General features: G+C 48.9%; 20 protein-coding genes. 11 read left to right on the top strand and 9 right to left on the bottom strand.

Annotation, left to right across the window (positions count from 1 at the left end; translation table 11 throughout):
• Positions 1-51: 51 nt before the first annotated feature.
• Both nlpI and ACMHKJ_RS06605 read left to right on the top strand, forming a co-directional pair.
• Positions 52-939 carry a lipoprotein NlpI gene (gene nlpI / locus ACMHKJ_RS06610; RefSeq protein ID WP_067366060.1) on the top strand — a complete coding sequence of 296 codons (888 nt, stop codon included), beginning with the start codon at positions 52-54 and terminating at the stop codon, positions 937-939.
• 171 nt (positions 940-1,110) lie between these two features.
• Entirely contained in the window at positions 1,111-3,111 is a 2,001-nt protein-coding gene (locus tag ACMHKJ_RS06605) for a DEAD/DEAH family ATP-dependent RNA helicase (RefSeq protein WP_413492687.1), read from the top strand.
• A 143-nt stretch (positions 3,112-3,254) separates the two neighbouring features.
• On the opposite strand, the gene btsR is transcribed toward ACMHKJ_RS06605, so the two are convergent.
• Together btsR and ACMHKJ_RS06595 are read right to left on the bottom strand one after the other, a co-directional pair.
• Complete coding sequence (gene btsR, locus ACMHKJ_RS06600; protein ID WP_413492686.1) at positions 3,255-3,968, bottom strand: two-component system response regulator BtsR; 714 nt, start codon at positions 3,966-3,968, stop codon at positions 3,255-3,257.
• A gap of 18 nt (positions 3,969-3,986) precedes the next feature.
• Positions 3,987-5,696 (bottom strand): LytS/YhcK type 5TM receptor domain-containing protein, encoded by a 1,710-nt coding sequence (locus ACMHKJ_RS06595; protein ID WP_413492685.1) that lies wholly within the window; start codon positions 5,694-5,696, stop codon positions 3,987-3,989.
• 215 nt (positions 5,697-5,911) lie between these two features.
• On the opposite strand from ACMHKJ_RS06595, the gene ACMHKJ_RS06590 reads away from it, so the two are divergent.
• Genes ACMHKJ_RS06590 through ACMHKJ_RS06580 form a run of 3 tightly spaced genes read left to right on the top strand, consistent with a single transcriptional unit; the run spans position 5,912 to position 9,199 of the window.
• Positions 5,912-6,883, top strand: a complete 972-nt coding sequence (locus ACMHKJ_RS06590) for an HlyD family secretion protein (RefSeq protein ID WP_413492684.1) — start codon at positions 5,912-5,914, stop codon at positions 6,881-6,883.
• Between the two features lie 10 nt (positions 6,884-6,893).
• Positions 6,894-8,036, top strand: a complete 1,143-nt coding sequence (locus ACMHKJ_RS06585) for an ABC transporter permease (RefSeq protein ID WP_413492683.1) — start codon at positions 6,894-6,896, stop codon at positions 8,034-8,036.
• Entirely contained in the window at positions 8,033-9,199 is a 1,167-nt protein-coding gene (locus tag ACMHKJ_RS06580; protein WP_413492682.1) for an ABC transporter permease, read from the top strand. Before ACMHKJ_RS06585 ends, ACMHKJ_RS06580 begins: the two co-directional genes overlap by 4 nt.
• Before the next feature lie 138 nt (positions 9,200-9,337).
• Here ACMHKJ_RS06580 and ACMHKJ_RS06575 read toward each other — a convergent pair whose 3' ends face one another.
• The 3 genes from ACMHKJ_RS06575 to ubiU all read right to left on the bottom strand — a co-directional run bounded on the left by ACMHKJ_RS06575 (position 9,338) and on the right by ubiU (position 11,761).
• Positions 9,338-9,469 (bottom strand): hypothetical protein, encoded by a 132-nt coding sequence (locus ACMHKJ_RS06575; protein ID WP_268873004.1) that lies wholly within the window; start codon positions 9,467-9,469, stop codon positions 9,338-9,340.
• A gap of 403 nt (positions 9,470-9,872) precedes the next feature.
• Positions 9,873-10,751, bottom strand: a complete 879-nt coding sequence (locus ACMHKJ_RS06570) for a U32 family peptidase (protein WP_413492681.1) — start codon at positions 10,749-10,751, stop codon at positions 9,873-9,875.
• A gap of 14 nt (positions 10,752-10,765) precedes the next feature.
• Complete coding sequence (ubiU, locus tag ACMHKJ_RS06565) at positions 10,766-11,761, bottom strand: ubiquinone anaerobic biosynthesis protein UbiU (RefSeq protein WP_067422334.1); 996 nt, start codon at positions 11,759-11,761, stop codon at positions 10,766-10,768.
• A 399-nt stretch (positions 11,762-12,160) separates the two neighbouring features.
• Between ubiU and ubiT the strand changes: the two genes are divergently transcribed.
• Both ubiT and ACMHKJ_RS06555 read left to right on the top strand, forming a co-directional pair.
• Positions 12,161-12,682, top strand: a complete 522-nt coding sequence (gene ubiT / locus ACMHKJ_RS06560) for a ubiquinone anaerobic biosynthesis accessory factor UbiT (RefSeq protein ID WP_067406892.1) — start codon at positions 12,161-12,163, stop codon at positions 12,680-12,682.
• Positions 12,676-13,182, top strand: a complete 507-nt coding sequence (locus tag ACMHKJ_RS06555) for a GNAT family N-acetyltransferase (protein ID WP_413492680.1) — start codon at positions 12,676-12,678, stop codon at positions 13,180-13,182. Before ubiT ends, ACMHKJ_RS06555 begins: the two co-directional genes overlap by 7 nt.
• Here the strand turns inward: ACMHKJ_RS06555 and ACMHKJ_RS06550 are convergent.
• On the bottom strand, positions 13,161-13,457 hold the full coding sequence (locus tag ACMHKJ_RS06550) for a GIY-YIG nuclease family protein (RefSeq protein ID WP_413492679.1): 297 nt from the start codon (positions 13,455-13,457) through the stop codon (positions 13,161-13,163). The genes ACMHKJ_RS06555 and ACMHKJ_RS06550 overlap by 22 nt on opposite strands.
• Before the next feature lie 299 nt (positions 13,458-13,756).
• On the opposite strand from ACMHKJ_RS06550, the gene ACMHKJ_RS06545 reads away from it, so the two are divergent.
• On the top strand, positions 13,757-14,008 hold the full coding sequence (locus tag ACMHKJ_RS06545; protein WP_413492678.1) for a YdgH/BhsA/McbA-like domain containing protein: 252 nt from the start codon (positions 13,757-13,759) through the stop codon (positions 14,006-14,008).
• A gap of 100 nt (positions 14,009-14,108) precedes the next feature.
• Positions 14,109-14,558 carry a YhbP family protein gene (locus ACMHKJ_RS06540; RefSeq protein ID WP_413492677.1) on the top strand — a complete coding sequence of 150 codons (450 nt, stop codon included), beginning with the start codon at positions 14,109-14,111 and terminating at the stop codon, positions 14,556-14,558.
• On the opposite strand, the gene nrdG is transcribed toward ACMHKJ_RS06540, so the two are convergent.
• The 3 genes from nrdG to ACMHKJ_RS06525 all read right to left on the bottom strand — a co-directional run bounded on the left by nrdG (position 14,539) and on the right by ACMHKJ_RS06525 (position 18,613).
• On the bottom strand, positions 14,539-15,006 hold the full coding sequence (nrdG, locus tag ACMHKJ_RS06535) for an anaerobic ribonucleoside-triphosphate reductase-activating protein (protein ID WP_413492676.1): 468 nt from the start codon (positions 15,004-15,006) through the stop codon (positions 14,539-14,541). The genes ACMHKJ_RS06540 and nrdG overlap by 20 nt on opposite strands.
• Before the next feature lie 4 nt (positions 15,007-15,010).
• On the bottom strand, positions 15,011-17,149 hold the full coding sequence (gene nrdD, locus ACMHKJ_RS06530; RefSeq protein ID WP_413492675.1) for an anaerobic ribonucleoside-triphosphate reductase: 2,139 nt from the start codon (positions 17,147-17,149) through the stop codon (positions 15,011-15,013).
• A 264-nt stretch (positions 17,150-17,413) separates the two neighbouring features.
• Complete coding sequence (locus tag ACMHKJ_RS06525; RefSeq protein ID WP_413492763.1) at positions 17,414-18,613, bottom strand: MFS transporter; 1,200 nt, start codon at positions 18,611-18,613, stop codon at positions 17,414-17,416.
• Positions 18,614-18,818: 205 nt separating this feature from the next.
• On the opposite strand from ACMHKJ_RS06525, the gene ACMHKJ_RS06520 reads away from it, so the two are divergent.
• Together ACMHKJ_RS06520 and ACMHKJ_RS06515 are read left to right on the top strand one after the other, a co-directional pair.
• On the top strand, positions 18,819-19,412 hold the full coding sequence (locus ACMHKJ_RS06520; RefSeq protein WP_413492674.1) for a TetR/AcrR family transcriptional regulator: 594 nt from the start codon (positions 18,819-18,821) through the stop codon (positions 19,410-19,412).
• 505 nt (positions 19,413-19,917) lie between these two features.
• On the top strand, positions 19,918-22,764 hold the full coding sequence (locus ACMHKJ_RS06515) for an autotransporter family protein (protein WP_413492673.1): 2,847 nt from the start codon (positions 19,918-19,920) through the stop codon (positions 22,762-22,764).
• Positions 22,765-22,785: the final 21 nt, after the last annotated feature.

Raw genomic sequence — 22,785 nt, 5'->3', positions numbered from 1 at the left:
TTGTCAGTCAGAGGATTTTCCTTTAAAAGGATCTGACTTCGGGAGTAGGAAATGAATTTTTTTCTGCGTTGGTGGAGCATTGCGGCTATACTTTTTATCGCAGGATGTAGCGGCGGTAAAAATTGGCACCTTCGGGAGCCTCTTGCGGTACCCTTGCAACCATCTTTACAGCAGGAAGTGATCCTCGCCCGTATGGAGCAAATCCTGGCAAGCCGGTCATTGACTGAGGACGAGTACGCCCAGCTGCTTTATCAGCGTGGTGTGTTGTATGACAGCCTCGGATTGCAGGCATTGGCACGTAATGATTTTACCGTTGCGTTATCAATGCGTCCGGATATTCCGGAGATATTTAATTACCTGGGCATTTATTTTACGCAGGCGGGCAACTTTGATGCTGCCTACGAAGCGTATGATTCTGTATTAGAGCTTGATCCAACTTATAACTACGCGCGTATGAATCGCGGTATCGCTCTGTATTACGGGGGCCGGTATCCGGTAGCGCGGGATGATCTGCAGGCGTTTTATCAAGATGATCCAAACGATCCGTTTCGCTCGCTGTGGCTCTATCTGGTTGATAAAGAGATAGATCCGAAGAAAGCACTGGCTGATTTACGCCAGCGTTATGAACAGGCGAAAGGCGGACAATGGGGCTGGAATATTGCTGAATTCTATCTGGGTGACATCAGTGAAAAAACACTGCTGGCACGCGTCGCAGAATTCTCAACGGATAACACTTCGCTCGCTGAACATCTCAGTGAAACCTACTTCTATTTAGGTAAATATTACCTAAGTCTGGGGGATACGGATAGCGCTGAAACGCTATTCAAGCTGACGGTTGCCAACAACGCACACAGTTTTGTTGAGCACCGCTACGCATTGTTGGAATTAGCTCTGTTAGGTGATGAAGAACAGGACCTGACGGATTCAGATCCACAATAGCTACGAACAAACTTCAACCCATTTTTTTTCACCATCGCTGATGTGATGGGGGGATTATTTGTTCGTTTAATAATCTTATTTGAGCCAGTTCACACTTTTAAATGAAAACAACCGACATGCGTTCCAAAGGGTTGTGTAGACTGGCCGCCATTTTGTATGAGGCACCTTTACATGACTACTGAGACTGAACTCTCTTTTGCTGAAATTGGTTTATCAGCTGATCTTTTGACTGCACTGGATGATCTGGGTTACGAGAAACCGTCCCCAATCCAGCAAGAATGTATTCCACACTTACTCGCCGGCCGTGATGTTCTGGGTATGGCTCAGACGGGGAGTGGTAAAACGGCGGCATTTGGCCTGCCATTACTGCACAATATTGATGCATCACTGAAAGCGCCACAAATCCTGGTGCTGGCACCGACCCGCGAATTAGCGGTTCAGGTTGCAGAAGCATTTACTGATTTTTCAAAACACATGCGTAACGTTAACGTGGTTGCCCTGTACGGCGGCCAGCGCTATGACGTGCAGTTACGTGCCCTGCGTCAGGGACCACAGGTTGTTGTCGGGACACCGGGCCGTCTGCTGGATCACTTAAAACGCGGCACATTAGATTTATCCAAACTGAAAGGTCTGGTTCTGGACGAAGCAGATGAAATGCTGCGTATGGGCTTCATCGAAGATGTTGAAACCATCATGAGCCAGATCCCTGCTAATCACCAGACGGCATTGTTCTCTGCAACAATGCCGGAAGCGATTCGCCGTATTACCCGTCGTTTCATGAAAGATCCGCAGGAAGTGCGCATTCAGAGCAACGTAACAACCCGTCCGGACATCAGCCAGAGCTACTGGACTGCATCCGGTGCGCGTAAAAGTGAAGCACTGGTACGTTTCCTGGAAGCTGAAGATTTTGATGCGGCGATTATCTTCGTCCGTACCAAAAATGCAACCCTGGAAGTGGCTGAAAGCTTAGAGCGCAGCGGCTACAACAGTGCGGCACTGAACGGTGATATGAATCAGTCACTGCGTGAGCAGACACTGGAGCGCCTGAAAGATGGTCGTCTGGATATCCTGATCGCAACGGACGTTGCCGCCCGTGGTCTGGATGTTGAGCGTATCAGTCTGGTTGTTAACTACGATATCCCTATGGATGCTGAGTCTTATGTTCACCGTATCGGCCGTACCGGTCGTGCAGGTCGTGCAGGTCGTGCACTGCTGTTCGTGGAAAACCGCGAACGTCGTCTGCTGCGCAACATTGAGCGCACCATGAAGCTGACTATTCCTGAGGTTGAGTTACCAAATGCAGACCTGATTGGTCAGCGCCGTCAGGCTAAATTTGCTGAAACTATCCGCAGACAACTGGAAAGCAGTGATCTGGATCAGTACCGTGGCCTGCTGAAGAAACTGGTTTCATCTGAAGGTGATGAGACTGAAGTTGATATCGACATGGAAACGCTGGCAGCAGCGCTGCTGAAAATGGCTGAAGGTGAGCGCAAGCTTATCCTGGCACCGGATGCACCGCGTCGTCCGCGTCGTGAATTCAATGACCGTAATGACCGCGGTGATGATCGTCGTCGTGGTGATCGTAATGACCGTGGCGGTGACCGCAATGACCGTGGCGACCGTGGTGGTGATCGTTTCAGCGACCGTGCTGCGGCTGACCGTGGCGCTTCTTCTGCAGCACCGCGTCGTGAACGTCGTGATGTTGGCGATATGGAACTGTACCGTATTGAAGTGGGCCGTACTGATGGTGTTGAAGTTCGTCATATCGTGGGCGCGATTGCTAACGAAGGCGATATTAACAGCCGTTATATCGGTAACATCAAACTGTACGATACGCACTCAACTATCGAACTGCCGAAAGGCATGCCTACTGATATGTTGCAGCACTTCATCCGTACCCGTGTCATGAACAAACCAATGAACATGACATTAGTCGGTGATGCAAAACCATTTACCCGTGAGCGTCGCCCCGGCGGCAGTACTGGTGGTAATGGCGGAAACGCAGGCAATGGCGGCCGCAGCTTCGGTGGTGCTAATCGTCGTGAAGGCGGTTCTGATCGTCCGGCAGGTGACCGTGGTAATGGCGAGCGCCGCAGCGTCCGTCGTGATGAAGGCGGCAGTGCCGCTCCGCGTCGTCGCAGCAGCAGCAGTAACGGCAGCAACAATGCATAATTGATTCTCTGAATCATAAAAAGCCCGGCAGGAGATTGAAATTCTCCGCCGGGCTTTTTTTATGTATACCCTTATTCATTCAAACTGCAGGTTCGTTGGCTGCATCTTGAATGACGTTGGGTATATATCAGGACAAATCAATACTAAACCAGCCCCAGCGCCTCTTTCAGCGGTTTGAGATAGCGGCGGCTGACCGGGATAGTCTCTCCGTTACTCAGGATAAGCTCTGCCTGGCTGTTATCGCCCAGCAGGATTTCCCGCAGCCGGGTCAGATTAACCAGATACTGCCGGTGACAGCGCAGCAGCGGAGTCCGGGTTTCAAGGGTGCGCAGCGTCAGTTCAGTAAAGCCTTCCTGCCCTTGTGCGCTCATCACAAACACACCACTGATACGCGAATTCACATACACCACATCTTCAACCGGCATCAGCCAGATACGATTGTGCCCGCTACACGGAATATAGCGCAGTTGTTCTGTCTGCCCGGGTAATTCCGCCGGGCGAACCTGTCCCTGGCGCAGGCGGTTCAGGGTTTTATCCAGCCGCTCTTTTTCCACCGGTTTAAGCAGATAATCAAATGCATCTTCCTCAAACGCCTGCAAGGCGTACTCTTCAAAGGCGGTCAGAAAGACAATTGCCGGGCGGTGACCGGGATCAAGCATACCCACCATCTCCAGACCGGTGACACGCGGCATCTGAATATCCAGAAACACCACATCCGGTTTCAGACGATGGATTTTACCTATTGCATCAATGGCATTGGTACATTCACCCAGAATATGGATGTCAGGGTATGCATCAAGCAATAAGCGCAGATTTTCACGGGCCAGCGGTTCATCATCAACAATTAAAACATTCATTGTGTCATTATCATTTTTTTAGTTATCAGGCGGCACAGTGGTACCTGCCGATGAATCGAGAGGTAAGGTCAGCGTAATCGTTGTTTGTACTTCGGGCACACAGTGAACACTAAGACCGTACTGTTTACCATAGCGGACCTTGATGCGTTTATCGACCAGGCTCATTCCCAGTCCGTCGCTTATTCCGTCCGGACAGTACAGCCCGGCGTTGTCAGTGATACTGACGACAAGAAGAGGGCCTTCTGTATGCGCTGTCAGGGTAATTTTTCCCTGCTCAAATATCTGTGATGTACCGTGTTTTATTGCATTCTCGACGATAGGCTGCAAAGAAAAGACCGGCAGTCTGGTATGTTTCAATGCATCCGGGATGGCTATCTCCACACAGAGTTGTTCGCGGAAGCGGGCTTTCTCTATTTGTAAGTAAGCATTCACATGCTCAATTTCGGCTGCCAGTGTCGCAATTTCTCCCGGACGTTTTAAATTTTTACGGAAGAATGTCGAGAGATTCTGAACCAGGCTTCCGGCCTGTTCCGCATCTCTGCGGATCACCGCCTGAAGTGTATTCAGGGCATTAAACAGGAAATGTGGATTCACCTGTGCGTGCAGCAGTTTTACCTCTGTTTCCAGTAGTGATTGCTTACTTCGTTCAAACTGCCCGGCCAGAATTTGTGCTGATAACAGGCTGGCGATCCCTTCCCCGAGAGTCCGGTTAATGGAGCCGAACAGACGGTTTTTGACTTCATACAGCTTGATGGTGCCCACCACCTGATTGTTTTCCCCGGTAAGCGGGATAACCAGGGTGGAGCCGAGTTTGCAATGCGGATTAATCGAGCAGCAATAAGGCATTTCATTACCGTCCGCATAAACCACTTCATTATTGATAATAGCCTGGCGGGAGTAAGGGGACGCAATTGGCGTACCGGGAAGATGGTGATCATCACCGACACCAATGAATGCCAGCAGTTTTTCTCTGTCTGTGATCGCCACGGCGGCAACATTCAGTTCGTCATACAGAACCTGCGCCACCTGGCGGCTGTTGGTTTCATTAAACCCCTGGCGCAGTATGCCGTCAGTACTGATCGCCAGTTTCAGTGCCCGTGCGGAAAACGCACTGGTGTATTTTTCAAAAATGGCACGTCTGTCCAGAAGAATACGGATAAACATGGCGGCACCAATGGTATTGGCGATAATCATCGGTGCGGCAATATCTTTTACCAGGTTCAGTGCTTCATTAAACGGGCGGGCGAGTAACAGAATAATAGCCATCTGTGCCAGCTCGGCGATAAAGGTAACACCCGCTGCCGTCCAGGGATTAAATAATTTATTGATTTGCCCGCGCTTCATATAGTAGCGGTGAACCAGCCCGCCAATCAGCCCCTCCACAATGGTGGATATCATACAGCTGAACGCGGTCATTCCGCCGAGGGAATAACGGTGCAGTCCGCCGGTAAAACCCACTAACAGCCCGACTGACGGACCACCAAGCAGCCCGCCGAGTACGGAGCCGATGGCCCGGGTATTGGCGATTGAGTCATTGATATTCAGCCCGAAATAGGTGCCCATGACACAGAAAACGGAAAAAATCAGGTAGCACATCAGTTTATGCGGCAGGCGGACGGTGACTTGCAACACCGGCAGCACCAAGGGCGTTTTACTGAGTACCCAGGCAATGACCAGATACACACACATCTGCTGGAGTAGCAGGAAAATCAGATTAGGATCATACATTTCGCTATCAGATTGCTCGTCCGGGAAAGATTATTTGTAACTAACTGAGATTTTATATCAAAAGTAGTTGTACCGCAGGGGTGTAAGGTTAATATTATCGCTGATACATTGTGACTCAGCGCACAAAGATCTAAGCAGTTTACTGAAGAATCAGTGATACTGACGCGTTTCCCTTCTGGTAGTTTCTGGCGTGATAATTAAGGTCGAAATTAATAATGAAAAAAAGAACCATTTTCCTGATCCTTCTGATGCTGGTACTGATTGCAATGGCGGCACTTTTCCGCGCGCATAACCAGTATCTTTTATTGCAGGGAGAAGTTGATGCGCCTGAAGTCATTGTTGCTTCTAAAGCAAAAGGGCGCGTAATTGACCGGCTGATTGAACGTGGTGATGATGTGAAGCAAGGGCAGGCACTGATCCGTCTGGTCAGCCCGGAGCTTGATGCCCAGATTGCATCGCTGGTGGCGGCACGTGATCAGGCACAGGCGCAGTTAACCGAATCGCTGAACGGCACCCGTGAAGAGAGTGTCCGTAACTATGCTGCGCAACTGGCACAGGCACAGGCTGAGCTGGCAAATGCACAGCGGGATTTTCAGCGCATGAGCAGTATGTCCGGCAAGGGATATGTCTCAAAAACCGAGCTGGACCAGTCACGCCGTGCGCGTGATGTGGCACAGCAGCGTGTACTGGCGGCGAAAGCGCAGCTTGATCAGGCAAAAAACGGTGACCGGAGCGAGCAGCGCCTGCGTTATGAAGCCGCGCTGCGTCAGGCAGAACAAAAACTGGCTGAACTGAAAGTACAGCAGGATGAGTTAACCGTGACAGCCCCTGTGACCGGGGAAATCGGTCCGATACCGGCAGAAATTGGTGAATTATTTAACGCCGGTAGCCCGCTGGTGACGATCATCCGTCTTCCGGAAGCCTATTTTGTTTATAACCTGCGGGAAGATATCCTGGCAAATGTGAAGAAAGGCGACAAAATCACGCTTACGGTTCCTGCCCTGAATAATCAGGAAATTGAAGCTGAAATCCGCTATATCGCGCCAATGGGGGATTACGCCACTAAACGTGCCACCCGTGCCACCGGGGATTTTGACCTGAAAACCTTTGAGGTCCGCCTGTACCCGGCGGAGCCGGTTGACGGGTTAAGACCGGGAATGAGCACATTATGGCGCTGGGATAAATAAGGTTGCTGTGATGAGATTCCCGTCAATCTGGCGCGGCTTTCGCAGCGCGTTTTCACAAGAAACACGCCAGGCTATCCGCAGCCCGGTTTTTCACTGGCTGAGCTGGCTGTTTCCGCTGATTCTGTTTACGCTCATCAGTGCAAATTTTTCGGAAGGTACATTACTGAACCTGCCGGTTTCGTCTGTTGATTACGATCACAGTCCGTTATCACGCACGCTGGTGCGTAATCTGAATGCGGGCTCTCACGCCAGCGTCACATCGCATGATGATCCGTCTGTTGCACTGGAGCGGATAGGCAGCGCGGAAGATTACGCGATGCTGATGATCCCCGCACGCTTTGAAAGTGATGTGTTATCCGGGAAACAACCAACAGTGAGGATGTATTATAATGCGCTGTTTTATGCCTCCGGCAGCTATGCTATCCAGGATTTCAGCGGGCTGATTACAGAACTGAATGCGCAGTACCGCGCCACACTTGCCACAGAGATGGGAAAAACGGTACCAAGGCTGGCGCAGGTGACAATGACCTATGACAGTCTGTTTAATGCCAGCGGCAGTTACATTTATTATCAGCAGTTTGCGGCGACTATCCACATGCTGCAATTATTTGTGGTCACTCTCACTATCTACAGTATGTCACGCGGAACCATGCTGTTATCCATTAAACCGCTGTTCAGCGGCGTGCTCGGAAAACTGGCACCTTATACTTTTTTCTTCACCACCCTCCTGATGATTGAACTCGCAGCACTGGTCACATTTTCCGGTGCGAAAATGGCAGGTAACCCATTGTATATGTTACTTATCGGTTTCTTCTATGTGATGGCGGCACAGAGTGTCGGGTTGCTGCTGTATACCTTCACCAGCAATGCAATTATGGCTTACAGTATGATCGGGATGCTGGTGAGTATCGCGATGGCATTCTCCGGGATGGCGGTGCCTGAGCTGTCGATGATTTTACCGGCGCGGATTATCTCTAATCTTGAACCGCTGACCCATGCCCTTAACGCGATGTTCGATATCTTCCTGCGCGAAGTGTCATTGCAGCATATTTTGTATGTCTGCTCGGTATTGCTTATTTATCCGGTAGTGAGTGCGTTTTTTGTCCGTAACCGGCTGCCGAAACGGCTGGCATTGCAGGGAGGTGCGGCGTGAAACTCTATTTTCAGACCTTCGTGAAAGTCCTGCTCGGGATGCTGGCAAAACCCATGTGGATGCTGCTGGTGGTATCACTCTGTGTTATGAGTCTGGTGTATATCCGTCCTGTACTGTGGGATTTACCGGTTGCTGTAATAGACCAGGATCACTCTGCTGCCAGCCGCTCACTTATCCGCGATCTTGATGCGACCGCAAAAGTAGAATTGCACAGTTACGATAATCTCAATACCGCGCGGCAGGATATGATAATGCGTGAGTTATTCGCCATTATTATCATTCCTGCAGATTTCGAAAAGAATGTCCTTCAGGGTAAAAATATCACTGTACCGGTCTTCGGGGATGCGACAAACCGCCTCGCCAGCGGGCAGATCCAACAGGAACTGGGTAAGGCGTATCAGGAATTGCTGGCGGGTTACAATACGCGGATTTTACAGAATGCCGGATACAGTCCGGAACAGGCATCACTGATTATCTCGCCTATTCAGGCAGAGACAGTGGCGATGTATAACCCGGGCGTCAGTTTTGCGGCGATTGTTTTTCCGGGTTTGTTGGTAATGCTATTGCAGCACTCCCTGCTGATCGCCTGTGTGCGGGTCAGTATCGCGGTGCGCGGTACACCGAAAGGGAAACCTCCGCTGGCGGTCTATCTCGGCGCTCTGAGTGCGCTGCTGCCAATATGGCTGTTTCTTTCGACAGTCTTCTTTGCACTCTGGCCGTGGGTGCTGGGCTACCGGCAGGAAGCGCCGATGTATGAATTGTGGCTGCTGACTTTCCCGTTCCTGCTGGCAGTTCTCGGACTGGGAAAACTGGTGACAGAATGTCTGCGCAGCGTGGAGATGATTTACCTGACGCTGGCATTTGTCACCACGCCGGTATTTTACATGTCCGGGACTATCTGGCCGTTACAGGCGATGCCGGAATGGGTACGTTTTATAGCCTCGGCGCTGCCGTCCACCTGGGCGACAAAAGCCATCGCGGGGATTAACCAGCTTGATCTGCCGTTCAGCAGTGTGCAGGGCGATATTATTATGATGTTGGTGCTGGGGATTATTTACACAGTGATCGGTGTGTTTATCGGCATGCTGCGCGACGGCGAACTGCGCCATATAACTCAGGTGTTGCGGCGGATGTTCCGGCGAAAGCATAAGAAATCAGTATGATATAAAGCAGGTAAAAATAATAAACAAACGGGCGAAACGATAAGGGTTCGCCCTTTTTTATAAATAAATTTTAACTTTATGATTTATTTATAATAATAAACATTATCCATTGATGGTTTAATCAATGACAGGCAGATATTAATCGCCTTTCTTATGTTCATGTGGTTTAAGACCAGGGTGTTTTCCCTTATTTTCAGGGGTAACACGCTGTCTTTTATCTTCTTTCCCTGTTGTATCAGCAACAGGTTTTGGTCCTGGTTTGATTCCCATGATAAAGCTCCTGTATCTTGAATGATGATGGGTATGTAACTTAAATATAATTTAAGTATTATTGGTACGCAGAACACTTTAATACATTATTTTTTTTATTAAAGTTAAATTTTCAGTTTCAGGTATTTCAGGGGCAGATTCATGGAATGGGTGATTGGTATTATTATTTTTCTTGCTGTTATTAATACGATTTTTAAACCAAGGCGCTGCGGTGTATGCGGACAAGGTTTTAAAAAGAAATATCATACATGGACGATAGAGGGTAAAAAGGAGCATCTGTGCCCCAACTGTAATTCGAAGATGACCAGAAGGGTCAGTTCTCAGCGGTTTACTGACCGGTTCGGGAAATGAAAATGACAGTGAATAATTCGTTTTTCACTGTCATTACGGGATGGATGCGATATCACTCCGCCAATTCAAGACCTGCAATGTTGCGCCAGTAGCCGTTACAGTCTTTTGTCTGTGTCAGATCCAGTGGTTGTGTGCCGTCCCGGTTGCGGCGGAAATCGTCGATAACGGCGATATCTTCCGGGGCATCAGGTGAAATGCGCACAATATCCACCAATCCCTGCATTGAGCGAAGATCGTTACCGAGGTTATAACAGTAGCCGCTTTGGGTCTGTGTACCGTTGAGTACAAAGACCTGCTGATTTTCCTGTGAGAGTACTTTGCGCCCCTGCGGGTACTTAATACAACAGGTTTCGCATTCATCTTTACCGCGGTTTTCTGACCGCGCCGTAAAACAGCGGGCGGAATAGGCCAGCGGCAGATGTCCGTAGCTCATCACTTCCACTTCAAATTTGTCGCGGATCTTCAGCTCTTCGCATTGTTTCAGCAAATTAACAAGCCAGTCACGGGATAATTCAACCGGCATACACCAGCGCATCATGCCCTGTTTTTGCAGGATTTTCAGTGCGGGTGCGTTATAACAGTTCAGTCCGTGTCCTGCCACAAAAGGCAGCCCGCGTTCATGCAGCATGTTAATTACACCAAAATCATGGGCTTCCAGCATAAATTCGCCGTTATCCACCAGTTTGGTTATCTCTTTCAGTTCGGAAGGCGCCTGGAGCATTGCCAGGGTGGAGATAACCACCTGTTTGCCGTTTTTCGCCACCGTTTTTGCGAGATCTATCCAGTTATCCGGTTTCATTTCCCGGCGCTTGCTGCACACGGTTTCCCCGAGATAGATGATATCGGCACTGCTTTGTACCGCCTGCTGATAAAACTGCTCCAGCGTTGCGTTCGGCCAGTAATAGAGGACTGAACCTAATGAAAATTGCATTGTTTTTCTCCCCGTTACTGCCATTTGCGGTGATAAGCGCCGAGTGTGGTCTGACGCCCTTCAGACATACTGCCCAGCGTCTGCATCCAGGCGTCATCCGGGGCATAATTTTCCGGGTCGGCTTTACAGCGATCTATCGCCTGCCGCCAGACTTTCGCCACATCAGTGACATACGCCGGGCTGCGCTGACGACCCTCAATTTTCACGGAAGCAATATTTGCCGCCATCAGTTCCGGCAGTAATTCCAGTGTATTCAGGCTGGTTGGTTCTTCGAGGGCATGATAAGGTTTGCTGTCCACACAGTAGCGACCTTTGCACAGTGTCGGATAACCGGCGTTTTCATCAGCACCGTAGCGGTCTATCAGTACATCATTAAGGCGGGACTCCAGTCCCTGCGGGGTTTCCTGCCAGCGGACAAATCGTGCCGGTGAACAGGCACCAACCGTATTCGGTGATTCGCCGGTCAGGTAGGAGGAGAGATAACAGCGGCCTTCCGCCATAATACAGAGACTGCCGAAAGCAAAGACTTCCAGCGGCACCGGGCTGGTGCGGGCAAGTTGTTTTACCTGCTGAATGGAGAGCACACGCGGCAGTACAATGCGGTGGACAGCAAAATTGCGCTGATAGAAGCGGATAGCTTCGGTATTCGTGGCAGACGCCTGAACGGAGACATGGCGCTCAATATGCGGATAGCGCTCTGCGGCATATTCGAGCATGGCAATATCAGCGAGGATCAGTGCATCCGCACCCAAATCTGCTGCCATATCCACGGCACGCTGCCAGCGGCTGAATCCGTCCGGATGCGCAAAGGTATTAATCGCAATATGCAGATGGCGCTGATGACGGTGAACATACTCCACCGCCTGTTCGAGTTTTTTTTCAGTAAAATTCAGACCGGCGAAATGACGGGCATTGGTATCATCTTTTAAACCGATATAAACCGCATCTGCGCCGTTGTCGACGGCGGCTTTCAGTGCGGGTAAGTTACCGGCGGGACACAACAGTTCCATGGTGAGACTCTCAGACTGAATAATAAAATGATCAGAAATTGTAAATGGCAGGCTAAAAAAGGTATTGACCTGAGGCAGGTTAGTGAACAATTTGTCGCAAAAAATAATACCGTTTTCGTGCATATAGGCGGGATGTTGTCTGCCACATGCATGTATCCCGGATTATTTAGAGTATATATCCTTATTCATTCAAACCGCAGGTTTGTTGGCCGCGCTCAGCCAGCCGGGTCACATAGTTTATCTATGCTCCCCGGCGGTCGGAGCTTGCCGCCTGCCTGCAATTCTAATGACGTTGGGTATATAATTGAGTGAATAATGCGAAAATTTGACCGGAAGCCTGAGTTATTACGCAATCTTCTGGCACAATGATGCAGGAATTCAGATTAAGGAGTCAGTACGGTGTTTGCCAAAATTCGTTCCTCGCTCGTGCAAAACGGGCCTGCGTTATTGCGGTTTCCGCTGAAATTAACGCCGTTTACCCTGCAAAAACAGGTTCTTCAGCAAGTTCTGGCGCGTCAGTTTGAAGAGGCGATGACAGAAGGCGATCTCGATTTTCTGGAAGACAAGTGGCTGAAAGTGGAAGTCCGCGATATGGCGCTGTGCTGGTTTATCAGTAATCAGAATGGCCGGCTGGTGGTCAGTGCGGATGAACAGGAAGATGTCAGTTTCAGCGGTAATGCCAATGATCTGGTACTGATTGCTGCCCGTAAAGAAGACCCGGATACCCTGTTTTTCCAGCGCCGCCTGCGTATTGAAGGTGATACCGAGCTGGGGCTGTATGTTAAGAACCTGATGGATTCGATTGATCTCGATGCCATGCCTGCGTTGCTGCGCAGTGCGTTAATGCAGCTGGCTGAATTTATTCAGGCGGGCATGGAAGCGGAGGCCGCGCAATCACACACCGCGGTGCCGTCATGTTGATCCGCACAGAGATCCCGGTTGATGCCGCCGGTATTGATGCATTGCTGCGCACGGCGTTTGGTCGTGATAATGAGGCTGACCTGCTGCACGCACTGCGTGAGGATGCACTGCTGACCTTGGGCGTGGTGGCAACTGATGATGACGGACAGGTAGTCGGCTATGCCGGCTTTACCCCGGTTGATGTGGAAGGCGAGGATTGTCAGTGGGTGGGGCTTGCACCGCTTGCAGTAGCAGAAGAGTACCGCGCTCAGGGAATTGCCCGCCAGCTCGTTTATGAAGGGCTGGACAGCCTCAATGAGTTCGGTTACGGCGCAGTCGTGGTTCTCGGTGACCCGGCAATGTATGCCAAATGGGGTTTTAAACCGGCAGCAGAATTTGATCTGCACTGCAAATGGCCGGACAGCGCCGCATACTTTCTTATTCACCCGCTGGATAACGATGCCACAGATGATTACCATGGCTTAGTCAATTATTCAGATCACTTTGATAGTTGTGAATAATCACCACCGTTAAGATATGCGGTTAAATCAGAAGGCTGGTCAGTGACCAGCCTTTCTTTTTTCTTTTTCGTCAGTTGTTTAACTCTGTACTCTTCCTTTGACGCACGAGCGCGATCAGCCAGTGCTGCCTGATAAACCACGCCCAGACCTGTTTTTCCCCGCAGGTATTTAGCCCCTTTCCCGGACTGATGTGTCGCGAACCGTTTTGCGACATCCCGGGTGATTCCGGTATAAAGTGAGCCGGATTCTGTTCTGATTATGTAAAGAAACCACATTTTTATATCTGGATTACGGGTCATTTTTGTTTAATCGTGCGTTTTAATGGTTATATGAAAGGCGAATATTTTGTTGATTTTAGTCGGGTTATAATCACGCAAGTAACTAATTAATCAATGATATTCCCCATGGTAATTCTGCCGGGTGATTAATTAATTTTATTATCATCAAATATTTTGAATAACTATGGCAAAAATAGCTAATTTTCTTTTTTGTCGAAAGCGCATAGTATGACTCACATCACAGAGAGAGACTAAAAACGTCTCACAATATTATTAAAATTCTAAGGAATCATATTATGAAAATGTCTGCAATCATCCCTGCTGTTTTAGCGTTAAGTGCTGTTTCATTTGGTTCAATGGCTGCAACTGAAGTACAGGATAGTACATCTGTACCTGCAGGCGTTGTATCTGTCAGCAATGTTGACACCCTGGCAAATGTCACTGCTGCCTTGTCCAAAAAAGCTGATGAAGCTGGTGCGTCTTCTTTCCGTATTATCTCCGCTGGTGGTGAAAACCTGATGACCGGTACTGCGGAAATTTATAAATAATCACTGAAGCCTGCCATAAAACAGCCCGGATATCCGGGACTGTCTGAACCAGCACCGGATGATATACTATCACCCGGTGTGGTTTTATTTGGGGATCAATATGGACGGGCAGCACGATTTATCAGAGATCCGACGCTATCTGAAGAAAAATCATGTTTTTACCTTATGTACCACGGCGGATAGAGAGCTTTGGTGCGCGAGTTGCTTCTATGTGGCTGATACTGACGCCATGCTGCTGTATTTCCTCACTGAACCTCATACACAACACGGTACCATGATGCAGCAGAACCCGCAGGTTGCGGGAACCGTTTCTGCGCAGACAGTCACTGTCGCTAAAATTCGCGGGATCCAGTTTTGCGGTGAAGTGATTGTTCTGTCAGATGAAGCAGAAAAACAGGCACGGGCGCAATATTGCCGGCGGTTCCCGGTTGCCATCGCTGCAAAGACCCCGGTCTGGGGTCTGCGGCTCGATGAGATAAAAATGGTTAATAACACGCTGGGGTTTGGTAAGAAGCTGCACTGGTCGCGGATCAGCGCAGATAGTGAATAACCTGATTTGAACTGCCGCGCCAGATAATCATCGGGTCATGCAGATCCTGCACAAATTTCCCGTCGACTAATACATTGATGTGCTCAATAACTTCCCTCTGAGCATCATTCAGTTCATCCAGTTTATAGCCGGTCCACATCCAGATATCTTTCTCCGGCGGGCATTCCAGGCGGATACGCTGCACCAGTGCCAAAATCACCGGGACATTCTGCGGATGCAGCGGATCACCGCCTGACAGTGTAATTCCCTGACGTTTAATCCGTTCATCACAGAGATCGGCGATAATCTGCGCTTCCAGTTCCGGTGTATAAAGCGCACCGGAATCGGTGCGCCAGGTGCTCTGGTTATAGCAGCCGCGGCACTGATGCACGCAGCCTGAAACAAACAATGTACAGCGTGTACCCGGCCCGTTGACGACATCAACGGGATAGTACTGATGATAATTCATATACTCAGCCTAACTGCCCGTTTGACAGATGTTTCACGCGGCGTTTTACTTCCTCCTGCTTCCCGGCGTTGAACGGACGCGCATCCGGGCTGCCCAGATAACCACATACACGGCGGATCACAGACACGCGGGCGGCATCATGGTTGCCGCATTTCGGGCAGACAAATCCTTTGCTGGTACAGTTAAACTCCCCGTTAAAGCCGCATTCATAACACTCATCAATCGGTGTGTTGGTACCATAATACGGAACGCGGTCGTAACTGTAGTCCCAGACATCTTCCAGGGCTTTCAGGTTGTGCTGAAGGTTCGGGTACTCGCCGTAGCAGATGAAACCACCGTTCGCCAGTGGCGGATACGGGGCTTCAAAATCCAGTTTGTCGTACGGATTAACTTTTTTCTCAACATCCAGATGGAAGCTGTTGGTGTAATAGCCTTTGTCTGTCACGCCCGGGATCACACCAAACTCAGCGGTATCCAGACGGCAGAAGCGATCGCACAGATTCTCACTTGGTGTACTGTACAGGCTGAAGGCGTAGCCGGTTTCTGTTTTCCATTCATCTGTCGCACGGCGTAAACGTTCAATAATTGCCACACCCAGCGCACGCTGCTGTTCATCGTCATACATGTGGGTATCTGTACCCGCCAATGCATTAATCGTTTCGTGGATGCCGATATAACCCAGGGAAATGGATGCGCGACCATTTTTAAAGATCTCCGTTACGGAGTCATCCGCTTTCAGTCGCACGCCACAGGCACCTTCCATATACAGGATAGGTGCGACACGGGCTTTGACATTTTCCAGCCGGGCAATACGGGTCATCAGCGCTTTTTTGGCAATAGCCAGGCGTTCATCCAACAGCGTCCAGAACTGCTCTTCATCAGCGTGTGCTTCAATTGCAATACGCGGCAGATTCAGACTGATAACCCCGAGGTTATTACGCCCGTCATGAATTTGTTCGCCGTTCTCTTCGTATACGCCGAGGAAACTGCGGCAGCCCATCGGCGTTTTAAACGATCCGGTCACTTTTACAACCTGGTCGTAGTTCAGAATATCCGGATACATGCGCTTGCTGGCGCACTCTAATGCAAGGCGTTTGATGTCATAATTAGGATCGCCGTACTGATGGTTCAGACCTTTTTTAATGGCAAACACCAGTTTCGGGAAGACCGCAGTTTTATGATTTTTACCCAGTCCGGCAATGCGGTTGCGTAAAATCGCCTGTTGGATCATCCGGGATTCTTCAGAGGTTCCCAGCCCGAAGCCAAAGGTGACAAACGGGGTTTGTCCGTTGGCCGTGTGCAGGGTGTTGACCTCATATTCCAGTGACTGGAATGCGTCATAGCACTCTTTTTCGGTGCGGGAATCGGCGTAACCTTTTGCATCAGGAATTTGCCATTCTTCAGCCGTTTTCAGATGTTTGTTGTAGCTGGCGGCAACAAACGGAGCCAGAATTTCATCAATCCGGTTAATGGTGGTGCCGCCGTAAATATGGCTGGCAACCTGTGCGATAATTTGTGCTGTTACCGCAGTCGCGGTAGAGATGGACTTAGGCTGCTCTATCTCGGCGTTACCCATTTTAAAGCCATGAGTCAGCATGCCTTTTAAATCGATCAGCATACAGTTAAACATCGGAAAGAACGGCGCGTAATCCAGATCGTGATAGTGGATTTCACCACGTTCGTGTGAAATTACAACATCACGCGGTAAAATATGCTGTTTTGCATAATGTTTAGCCACGATGCCCGCCAGCAGGTCGCGCTGTGTCGGAATAACTTTGCTGTCTTTATTAGCATTCTCATTGAGAATGGACATATCACTTTGCTCGACCAGCCCGCGGATCTCATTATTCAGACGGCCACGCAGCTCACGCTCGACATCACGATCATGACGGTATTCGATATAGGTTCTTGCTAACTCTTTGTAATTACCGGACATTAACTGATTTTCAACCGCGTCCTGGATTTCACGGATATCAACATTTTCCCGGTTTTTCATTAACGAAGTGACATGAGACGCCACCTGAGAGCAGTAGTCATTATCATTAATTTGCGCGGCTTCAGCAGCTTTTTTAATGGCATCCCGGATGCGCGATTCATCAAAATTGACCTGACATCCATCACGCTTAATCACGATAGTGTGCACTTTGCTTCTCTCCGGAAATTTGGTTATCCACAGGCAAAAGCCAGCAATAATGCCTCTCTTGGGGGGTGTGGATAACACTGTGAATAAATACTACATCTTGTGTGCTTTGTATTATATAGCACTAGATATAGATTTCCTCCGGAATAAGGCGCTTAAAATTGACCTGTGTCAAAGAATTTCGGTGACATCAGAGAAACCGCACACTCCGGTGAAGTGTAAAAATGTGCGGTCTGGTTACAAAGGTTATGCTAAAAGTTATTTATGTTACTTATAGCCGGTATTTTTATCATTTTTGAAGACGAAAACATAACCGGCAACAGCAATGAGCAGGACACTGACACCGGCACCGATAGCAAGTAAGAAGCCGGTACCGATACCATAGGTATCAATAATCATCCCGACACCGGCAGAGCCGAGAGCAACCCCGACAGCCAGCCCGGTGATAAGCCAGGTGAAGCCTTCTGTCAGCATGTTAGGCGGTGCTTCCCGCTCGACAAATCCGATGGCCAGGATCATGGTCGGTGAGAAGAAGAAACCGGCGACAAACATCGTCAGCCCCAATCCGGTAAGATCAGTGACCAGCAGCAACGGCAGAGTGGTTAACAGTGTTGCTGCGGCCGTGAAGACAAATTGTTTTGTATAACTGAAGGGCAGGCGGACTGCGCCGAAGATAAACCCGGCAATACAGGAACCGGCGGCGTAAACGGATAAAACATAACTGGCACCTTCCGGATATCCCTGCGCATTGGCGAATGCCACCGCCAGAACATCGACTGTCCCGACAATCACACCAAGCGCGAGCAGTGCCAGCATCAGTAACTGAATCGCCGGCAGGCGCAGCACTGTGCCTTTTGCCAGTCCGTCCCGCTTATGTACCGGCGGCTCTGTGCGTTTCTGGCCGACTACCAGGAGTGTGCCGACGACCAGGAAAATAATGGCAACCAGCGGGCCTGCCTGCGGGAAGAGCGCAATACTCAGTGTGACGGAAAGCGGCGGGCCGACAATAAAGCTGATTTCGTCGAGTACGGACTCAAATGAATATGCGGTTTGCAGGCGAGGATCGCCTTTATAGATGTGTGTCCAGCGGGCGCGGATCATCGCCGGCATACTCGGGATAGCCCCGACAAATACAGCGGAAAGCCAGATAGCCCAGTCCGGCGCGTCATAAACAGTACACAACAGGAGTGCGATGGTACCGAGCACACTGATGATAATGCTTTTTGGCAGAATACGGCTTTGTCCGTAGCGATCCACCAGGCGGGCTATCATCGGCGCACAGAAAGCAGCAGAAAAGGTATAAACAGCGGCGGTGATACCTGCCATAAAGAAGGAATCACGCAACTGCGCAATCATCGTAATGATCCCGATCCCCATCATGGCGACGGTCATCCGTGCGATGAAACCCGCGCCGGAGAACGCCCGGGAGCCGGGATGCTGAAAGATGACGCGATAGGAACTAAACATAACAACCTCACAGAATATCCGCCCGTTTTCGCCTTCAGGGGGATAAATATATTTTGTCACTGCCGCCGTCACCGGCGGTAATACGATTCAATGGACAGGTAATTAACATACATTGCGTATGTGAATCTATTGATATACGCGATGTATGTCAATTAAAAAGTGATATAGTGAGCAGATGAAATATGTTAACCCCCGGAGTGACAAGATGGTTCATAAACCACGCGTAGAGATGATAGAAGAGACCAGGAAAAAGCTGATTACTGCTGCCCGCAGGCAGTTTGGTACAGAGGGTTATGCCGCGACAGTGATGGATGACCTGACCGCTCAGGCGGGTCTTACCCGTGGCGCGCTTTATCATCATTTCGGGGACAAACGGGGCTTATTCCTGGCGGTATTACAGAATCTGGATCAGGAACTGGATGCGCGCCTGGATATGGCAGAAAAAGAAGCAACGGATGAATGGCAGGCATTCAAGGCGCGCTGTCAGGGCTATCTGGCAATGAGTCTGGAGCCGGAAGTGCAGCGTATTATGTTTCGTGATGCGGCATCGGTACTGGATTATTCCATTCTTAAATCTAATGAACTGGCGTGTGTGCAGGGAATTACCCGGCGTCTTACCCATCTGATGGAAAAGGGATTGATAAAGCAGGTTTCACCGCAGGTGCTGGCGCTGTTTATTAATGGCGGGTTATATGAATGCGCAATGTGGATAGTCCACAGTGATGAACCAGATATCACGTATAAAAATGTACGGGTTTCATTTAACCAATTAATGGAGAATTTGCGTAATGATATTTAATATAATCCATTTACGGTAATTGTGTTAAATAATATCCATGCGTTACAAATTGTGTAAGTTAGTGAGTTAATGATTCTTTAAATACAGGGAGGGGGATTTTTTAAAATCTCTATTTTTAATGTTTGCTATTTCCTGTGAGTCTGTGAAGTAATGTCTATGTATTACTGATTGTGTAAATTTATGAATTAATGATTCTAAATAATATAGAGAATTGATTATTTTAAAATTATCGTTTTTTAATATAATCCACTATTCACCATTATATTTAATATTCATGGCTATAACATATACAATTAAATAAAAACATAATTCCAACATTTAAAAGCGTCAATAAAATCAATGTCTTGAAATAATTCATTCATTTATAAATAAATTATCGCTACGTAGTTTTACTCTAATTACGCGTAAAATAATCATTTGTCTGTCAATAAGTAATTATACAAATTATATATAAATCACCTCTAAATATTTATATGTAAATTACTAATTACAAGGTGGCAATAATATGAAGATGAAAACGGTCTGTTCTATTTCCTTTTTTGTCGTTCCGGTTTTACTTCCGTTGTCCGGTTATGCCGGAACCGTCATGTGTAATAACACGCTGTATTACTGTGGTACATCGGAAGGCGATGACGTCATTGTTAATACAACAAGCGGAGGAGCCGTTACTCCTTCACTGACAGGCTACGGGATATATCTGAACAACAGTAATTACAAACTGAATAATGTAACTGTTAATACAACCGGTGCTAAATCTGATGCGATATTCAGTAACGGTAACAACGGCAGCCGGTTTATAGCATCCGGCAGTGTCAATATCAAAACAACCGGCAGCAGTTCGGATGGCATTAACTTAGGCGCCCGTGGCGGACCCGGCTCAAGTAATAACCCCTCAGTCAATATCGCCGTGCTTTCGGGAGAAAATGGTGTGATCGAGGCGGAAGGCATGGCTGTCCGGGCAAATAATAACCTGGGTAAAGGTTCGCAGAGTGTCATTGTGCTGGGGGACGGATACACTATCCGGCAGACAGGAAAATCGACGGATAATGGTCTGGAAGGTGATGGCTATGCGGTCTATGCCGGTAACCGCGATGATGATATCAGTGGTTTTGGTGCTGCAGACTGGGCTTTGCGGGGATATCGTAATAATAACAAAGGTGACTCTTATGTCTTTATCGGCAAAGGCGCCACTATTTCTTCTGCTGCCGCATCAAAAGGCAAATATCGCAGCGCCGCTGTTTATGCCAATAAAGGTGGTTTGATTCAGCTGGGTGATAATGTCACTGTCAGCGCACCATCCAATGAATACTATCTTTTTGCCTCAGCTGAAAAACAGAACATCGGCACCAATAACGCTGGTGATGCTGCAGAAGTACGCCCCGGAACTATCCTGCTTAACGGCGATGTGACATTCAGCAATGTGGCGGATGTGAGCAGTGTGGTGATGCACAGTAAAGGTGAAAAATCGCTGATTAAAAGCGGCTATCGCAACTATGCCATTGATAATAATGGTCTTGATATTACAAATGATATTAAAGAAAGCGGCGGAAAATTCATCCTGGACGGCACTCTGCTTGCCACAGAGGGCGGGACAATTGCACTGAATATGCTGGACGGCTCTTATTTTAACGGCATGACTCAGATTGATGACAAACAGTCTGTTATTAACCTGGTTGTTGATGGTGCTGCTGCCCGCTGGCGTCTTGCCGGGGATTCAACCCTGACGCAATTGTCTCTGACTAACGGCGGCACGTTACTGGCTTATCATGAAGAGAATGATGTTGTAACGCCACTGATACTGACCGGTAATGTAAAAAACAGTGGTGGTGTGATTGACCTGACAGATAATAAATCCCTGACAGATACGGCAAAACTGACTTCACTGACTATCAACGGAGACTATCTGGGCGGAATAAACATGCCCTCCGTTGCTAATCCGTATCCTGCCGGTAATGGTGTATTGCGGGTAAATACCATCTGGAACAGTGATGATTCATCATACACAGATAAACTCAATATTAACGGTACTGCCACCGGATTTACCCGCGTTGAAACTAAAAACGGGATTATCGGGGATGTGGAGCAGGGAAAACTGGATAAGTATTCTGTGCCGGTTGTGACGGTCAGTGATCATGCAGCGGGCGCTAATGCATTTTATGGTTTTGCTGATACCAGTGGCGCCGGGCAGGCACTGTTAGTGCAGTCAGGTGATAATAATTATGTCTGGAAGCTGCCGAAGAAAAATGATTCAGGCCCGGGACCAGACCCGAAACCAGACCCGGGACCAGACCCGAAACCAGACCCGGGACCAAACCCGGGACCAGATCCTGATCCTAAAAAACCGGAAGTGCCCGCTTTTAATCTGATGCCGCGTGCAAATATGGAGCTGGGTTACAACCTTATCCGATCATTGCATGAGCGGGTTGGTGAGCAGCAGACAGCCCGTTGGGGAGCATCTGCACAAGCTGATAATCAGATGTGGGGTAAGTTAACCGGCAACCTGGAAAGTGTAAATGCTGAAAATCGTTACGGCTATCAGTCCAAATTATGGGGTGCGCAGTTTGGCTATGATATCAGTATAACGGAAGATGAAGAGAGCAAAACCCGGCGCCACAGTGGTGTGATGGTATCTTACCTGAAAGATAATCTGAGTTTTTATGACAGAAAATCGGTGCGCTTTAATAAGGACACCAAAAAGTATGATATCTATGAAGCCCGCAGCGGTAAGGGACAAACAGATACTGTTGCTGTCGGAGCATATACCACTGCGTACAGTGAAGACGGTACTTATACCGATTTTGTGGCAAATCTCGACTACAGCCGTAACAAATACACCTCGGGCAGAGAGTCAGAAAGCAGTAACCATTCTTATGGCGCGGTATTGTCTGCCGAAGCCGGCAAGCCTTATACAGTGACAAAGAATGAACAGACCGGCAGCCGTTGGTTAATTGAACCGCAGGCGCAGTTAATTTATCAGTACCGGGCATTCAGTTCATTTACAACGGATCACAGTATTAAGGTTGATCAGGATAACCGCCACGGGCTGCGCGGACGGGCAGGCGTGAGACTCGCCCGCAATTCCGGCACACCGGGCTCTGCGCCGGGCACAGTGTATTTTACCGCCAATGTGATTCAGGATTTTGTGAATTCAGATAAGGGCACCCGCGTCGGCTCTGATTACATTAAAGACAAAACACCGGGAACCACCGGCGAACTGGGGGCCGGGTTGCAATTGCCGCTGGGGAAGCAGGCTAATATGTATGTGGATACGCGTTATTCTCACTCTTTGGGTAACAGCAGAGGGAACAGTGAGGGCGTCAGTGGTAACATTGGCTTACGCTATCAGTTCTGATAATAAAAAACCCCGCACAGC

This window comes from Morganella psychrotolerans (genome assembly GCF_965118875.1).
GTDB classification, from domain to species: domain Bacteria; phylum Pseudomonadota; class Gammaproteobacteria; order Enterobacterales; family Enterobacteriaceae; genus Morganella; species Morganella psychrotolerans_C.
This window is presented reverse-complemented; position numbering and strand designations above follow the sequence as displayed.

Excerpts from the sequence above, each read along its gene's own strand:
- ACMHKJ_RS06545 (WP_413492678.1), top strand. The coding sequence starts at position 13,757 with ATGAAAATGTCTGCAATCATCCCTGCTGTTTTAGCGTTAAGTGCTGTT.
- ubiU (WP_067422334.1), bottom strand. The coding sequence starts at position 11,761 with ATGGAACTGTTGTGTCCCGCCGGTAACTTACCCGCACTGAAAGCCGCC.
- ACMHKJ_RS06595 (WP_413492685.1), bottom strand. The coding sequence starts at position 5,696 with ATGTATGATCCTAATCTGATTTTCCTGCTACTCCAGCAGATGTGTGTG.
- ACMHKJ_RS06520 (WP_413492674.1), top strand. The coding sequence starts at position 18,819 with ATGGTTCATAAACCACGCGTAGAGATGATAGAAGAGACCAGGAAAAAG.
- btsR (WP_413492686.1), bottom strand. The coding sequence starts at position 3,968 with ATGAATGTTTTAATTGTTGATGATGAACCGCTGGCCCGTGAAAATCTG.
- nlpI (WP_067366060.1), top strand. The coding sequence starts at position 52 with ATGAATTTTTTTCTGCGTTGGTGGAGCATTGCGGCTATACTTTTTATC.
- ACMHKJ_RS06540 (WP_413492677.1), top strand. The coding sequence starts at position 14,109 with ATGGACGGGCAGCACGATTTATCAGAGATCCGACGCTATCTGAAGAAA.
- ACMHKJ_RS06570 (WP_413492681.1), bottom strand. The coding sequence starts at position 10,751 with ATGCAATTTTCATTAGGTTCAGTCCTCTATTACTGGCCGAACGCAACG.
- ACMHKJ_RS06525 (WP_413492763.1), bottom strand. The coding sequence starts at position 18,613 with ATGTTTAGTTCCTATCGCGTCATCTTTCAGCATCCCGGCTCCCGGGCG.
- ACMHKJ_RS06555 (WP_413492680.1), top strand. The coding sequence starts at position 12,676 with ATGTTGATCCGCACAGAGATCCCGGTTGATGCCGCCGGTATTGATGCA.
- ACMHKJ_RS06590 (WP_413492684.1), top strand. The coding sequence starts at position 5,912 with ATGAAAAAAAGAACCATTTTCCTGATCCTTCTGATGCTGGTACTGATT.
- ACMHKJ_RS06585 (WP_413492683.1), top strand. The coding sequence starts at position 6,894 with ATGAGATTCCCGTCAATCTGGCGCGGCTTTCGCAGCGCGTTTTCACAA.
- ACMHKJ_RS06550 (WP_413492679.1), bottom strand. The coding sequence starts at position 13,457 with ATGTGGTTTCTTTACATAATCAGAACAGAATCCGGCTCACTTTATACC.
- ACMHKJ_RS06515 (WP_413492673.1), top strand. The coding sequence starts at position 19,918 with ATGAAGATGAAAACGGTCTGTTCTATTTCCTTTTTTGTCGTTCCGGTT.
- nrdG (WP_413492676.1), bottom strand. The coding sequence starts at position 15,006 with ATGAATTATCATCAGTACTATCCCGTTGATGTCGTCAACGGGCCGGGT.
- ACMHKJ_RS06575 (WP_268873004.1), bottom strand. The coding sequence starts at position 9,469 with ATGGGAATCAAACCAGGACCAAAACCTGTTGCTGATACAACAGGGAAA.
- ACMHKJ_RS06605 (WP_413492687.1), top strand. The coding sequence starts at position 1,111 with ATGACTACTGAGACTGAACTCTCTTTTGCTGAAATTGGTTTATCAGCT.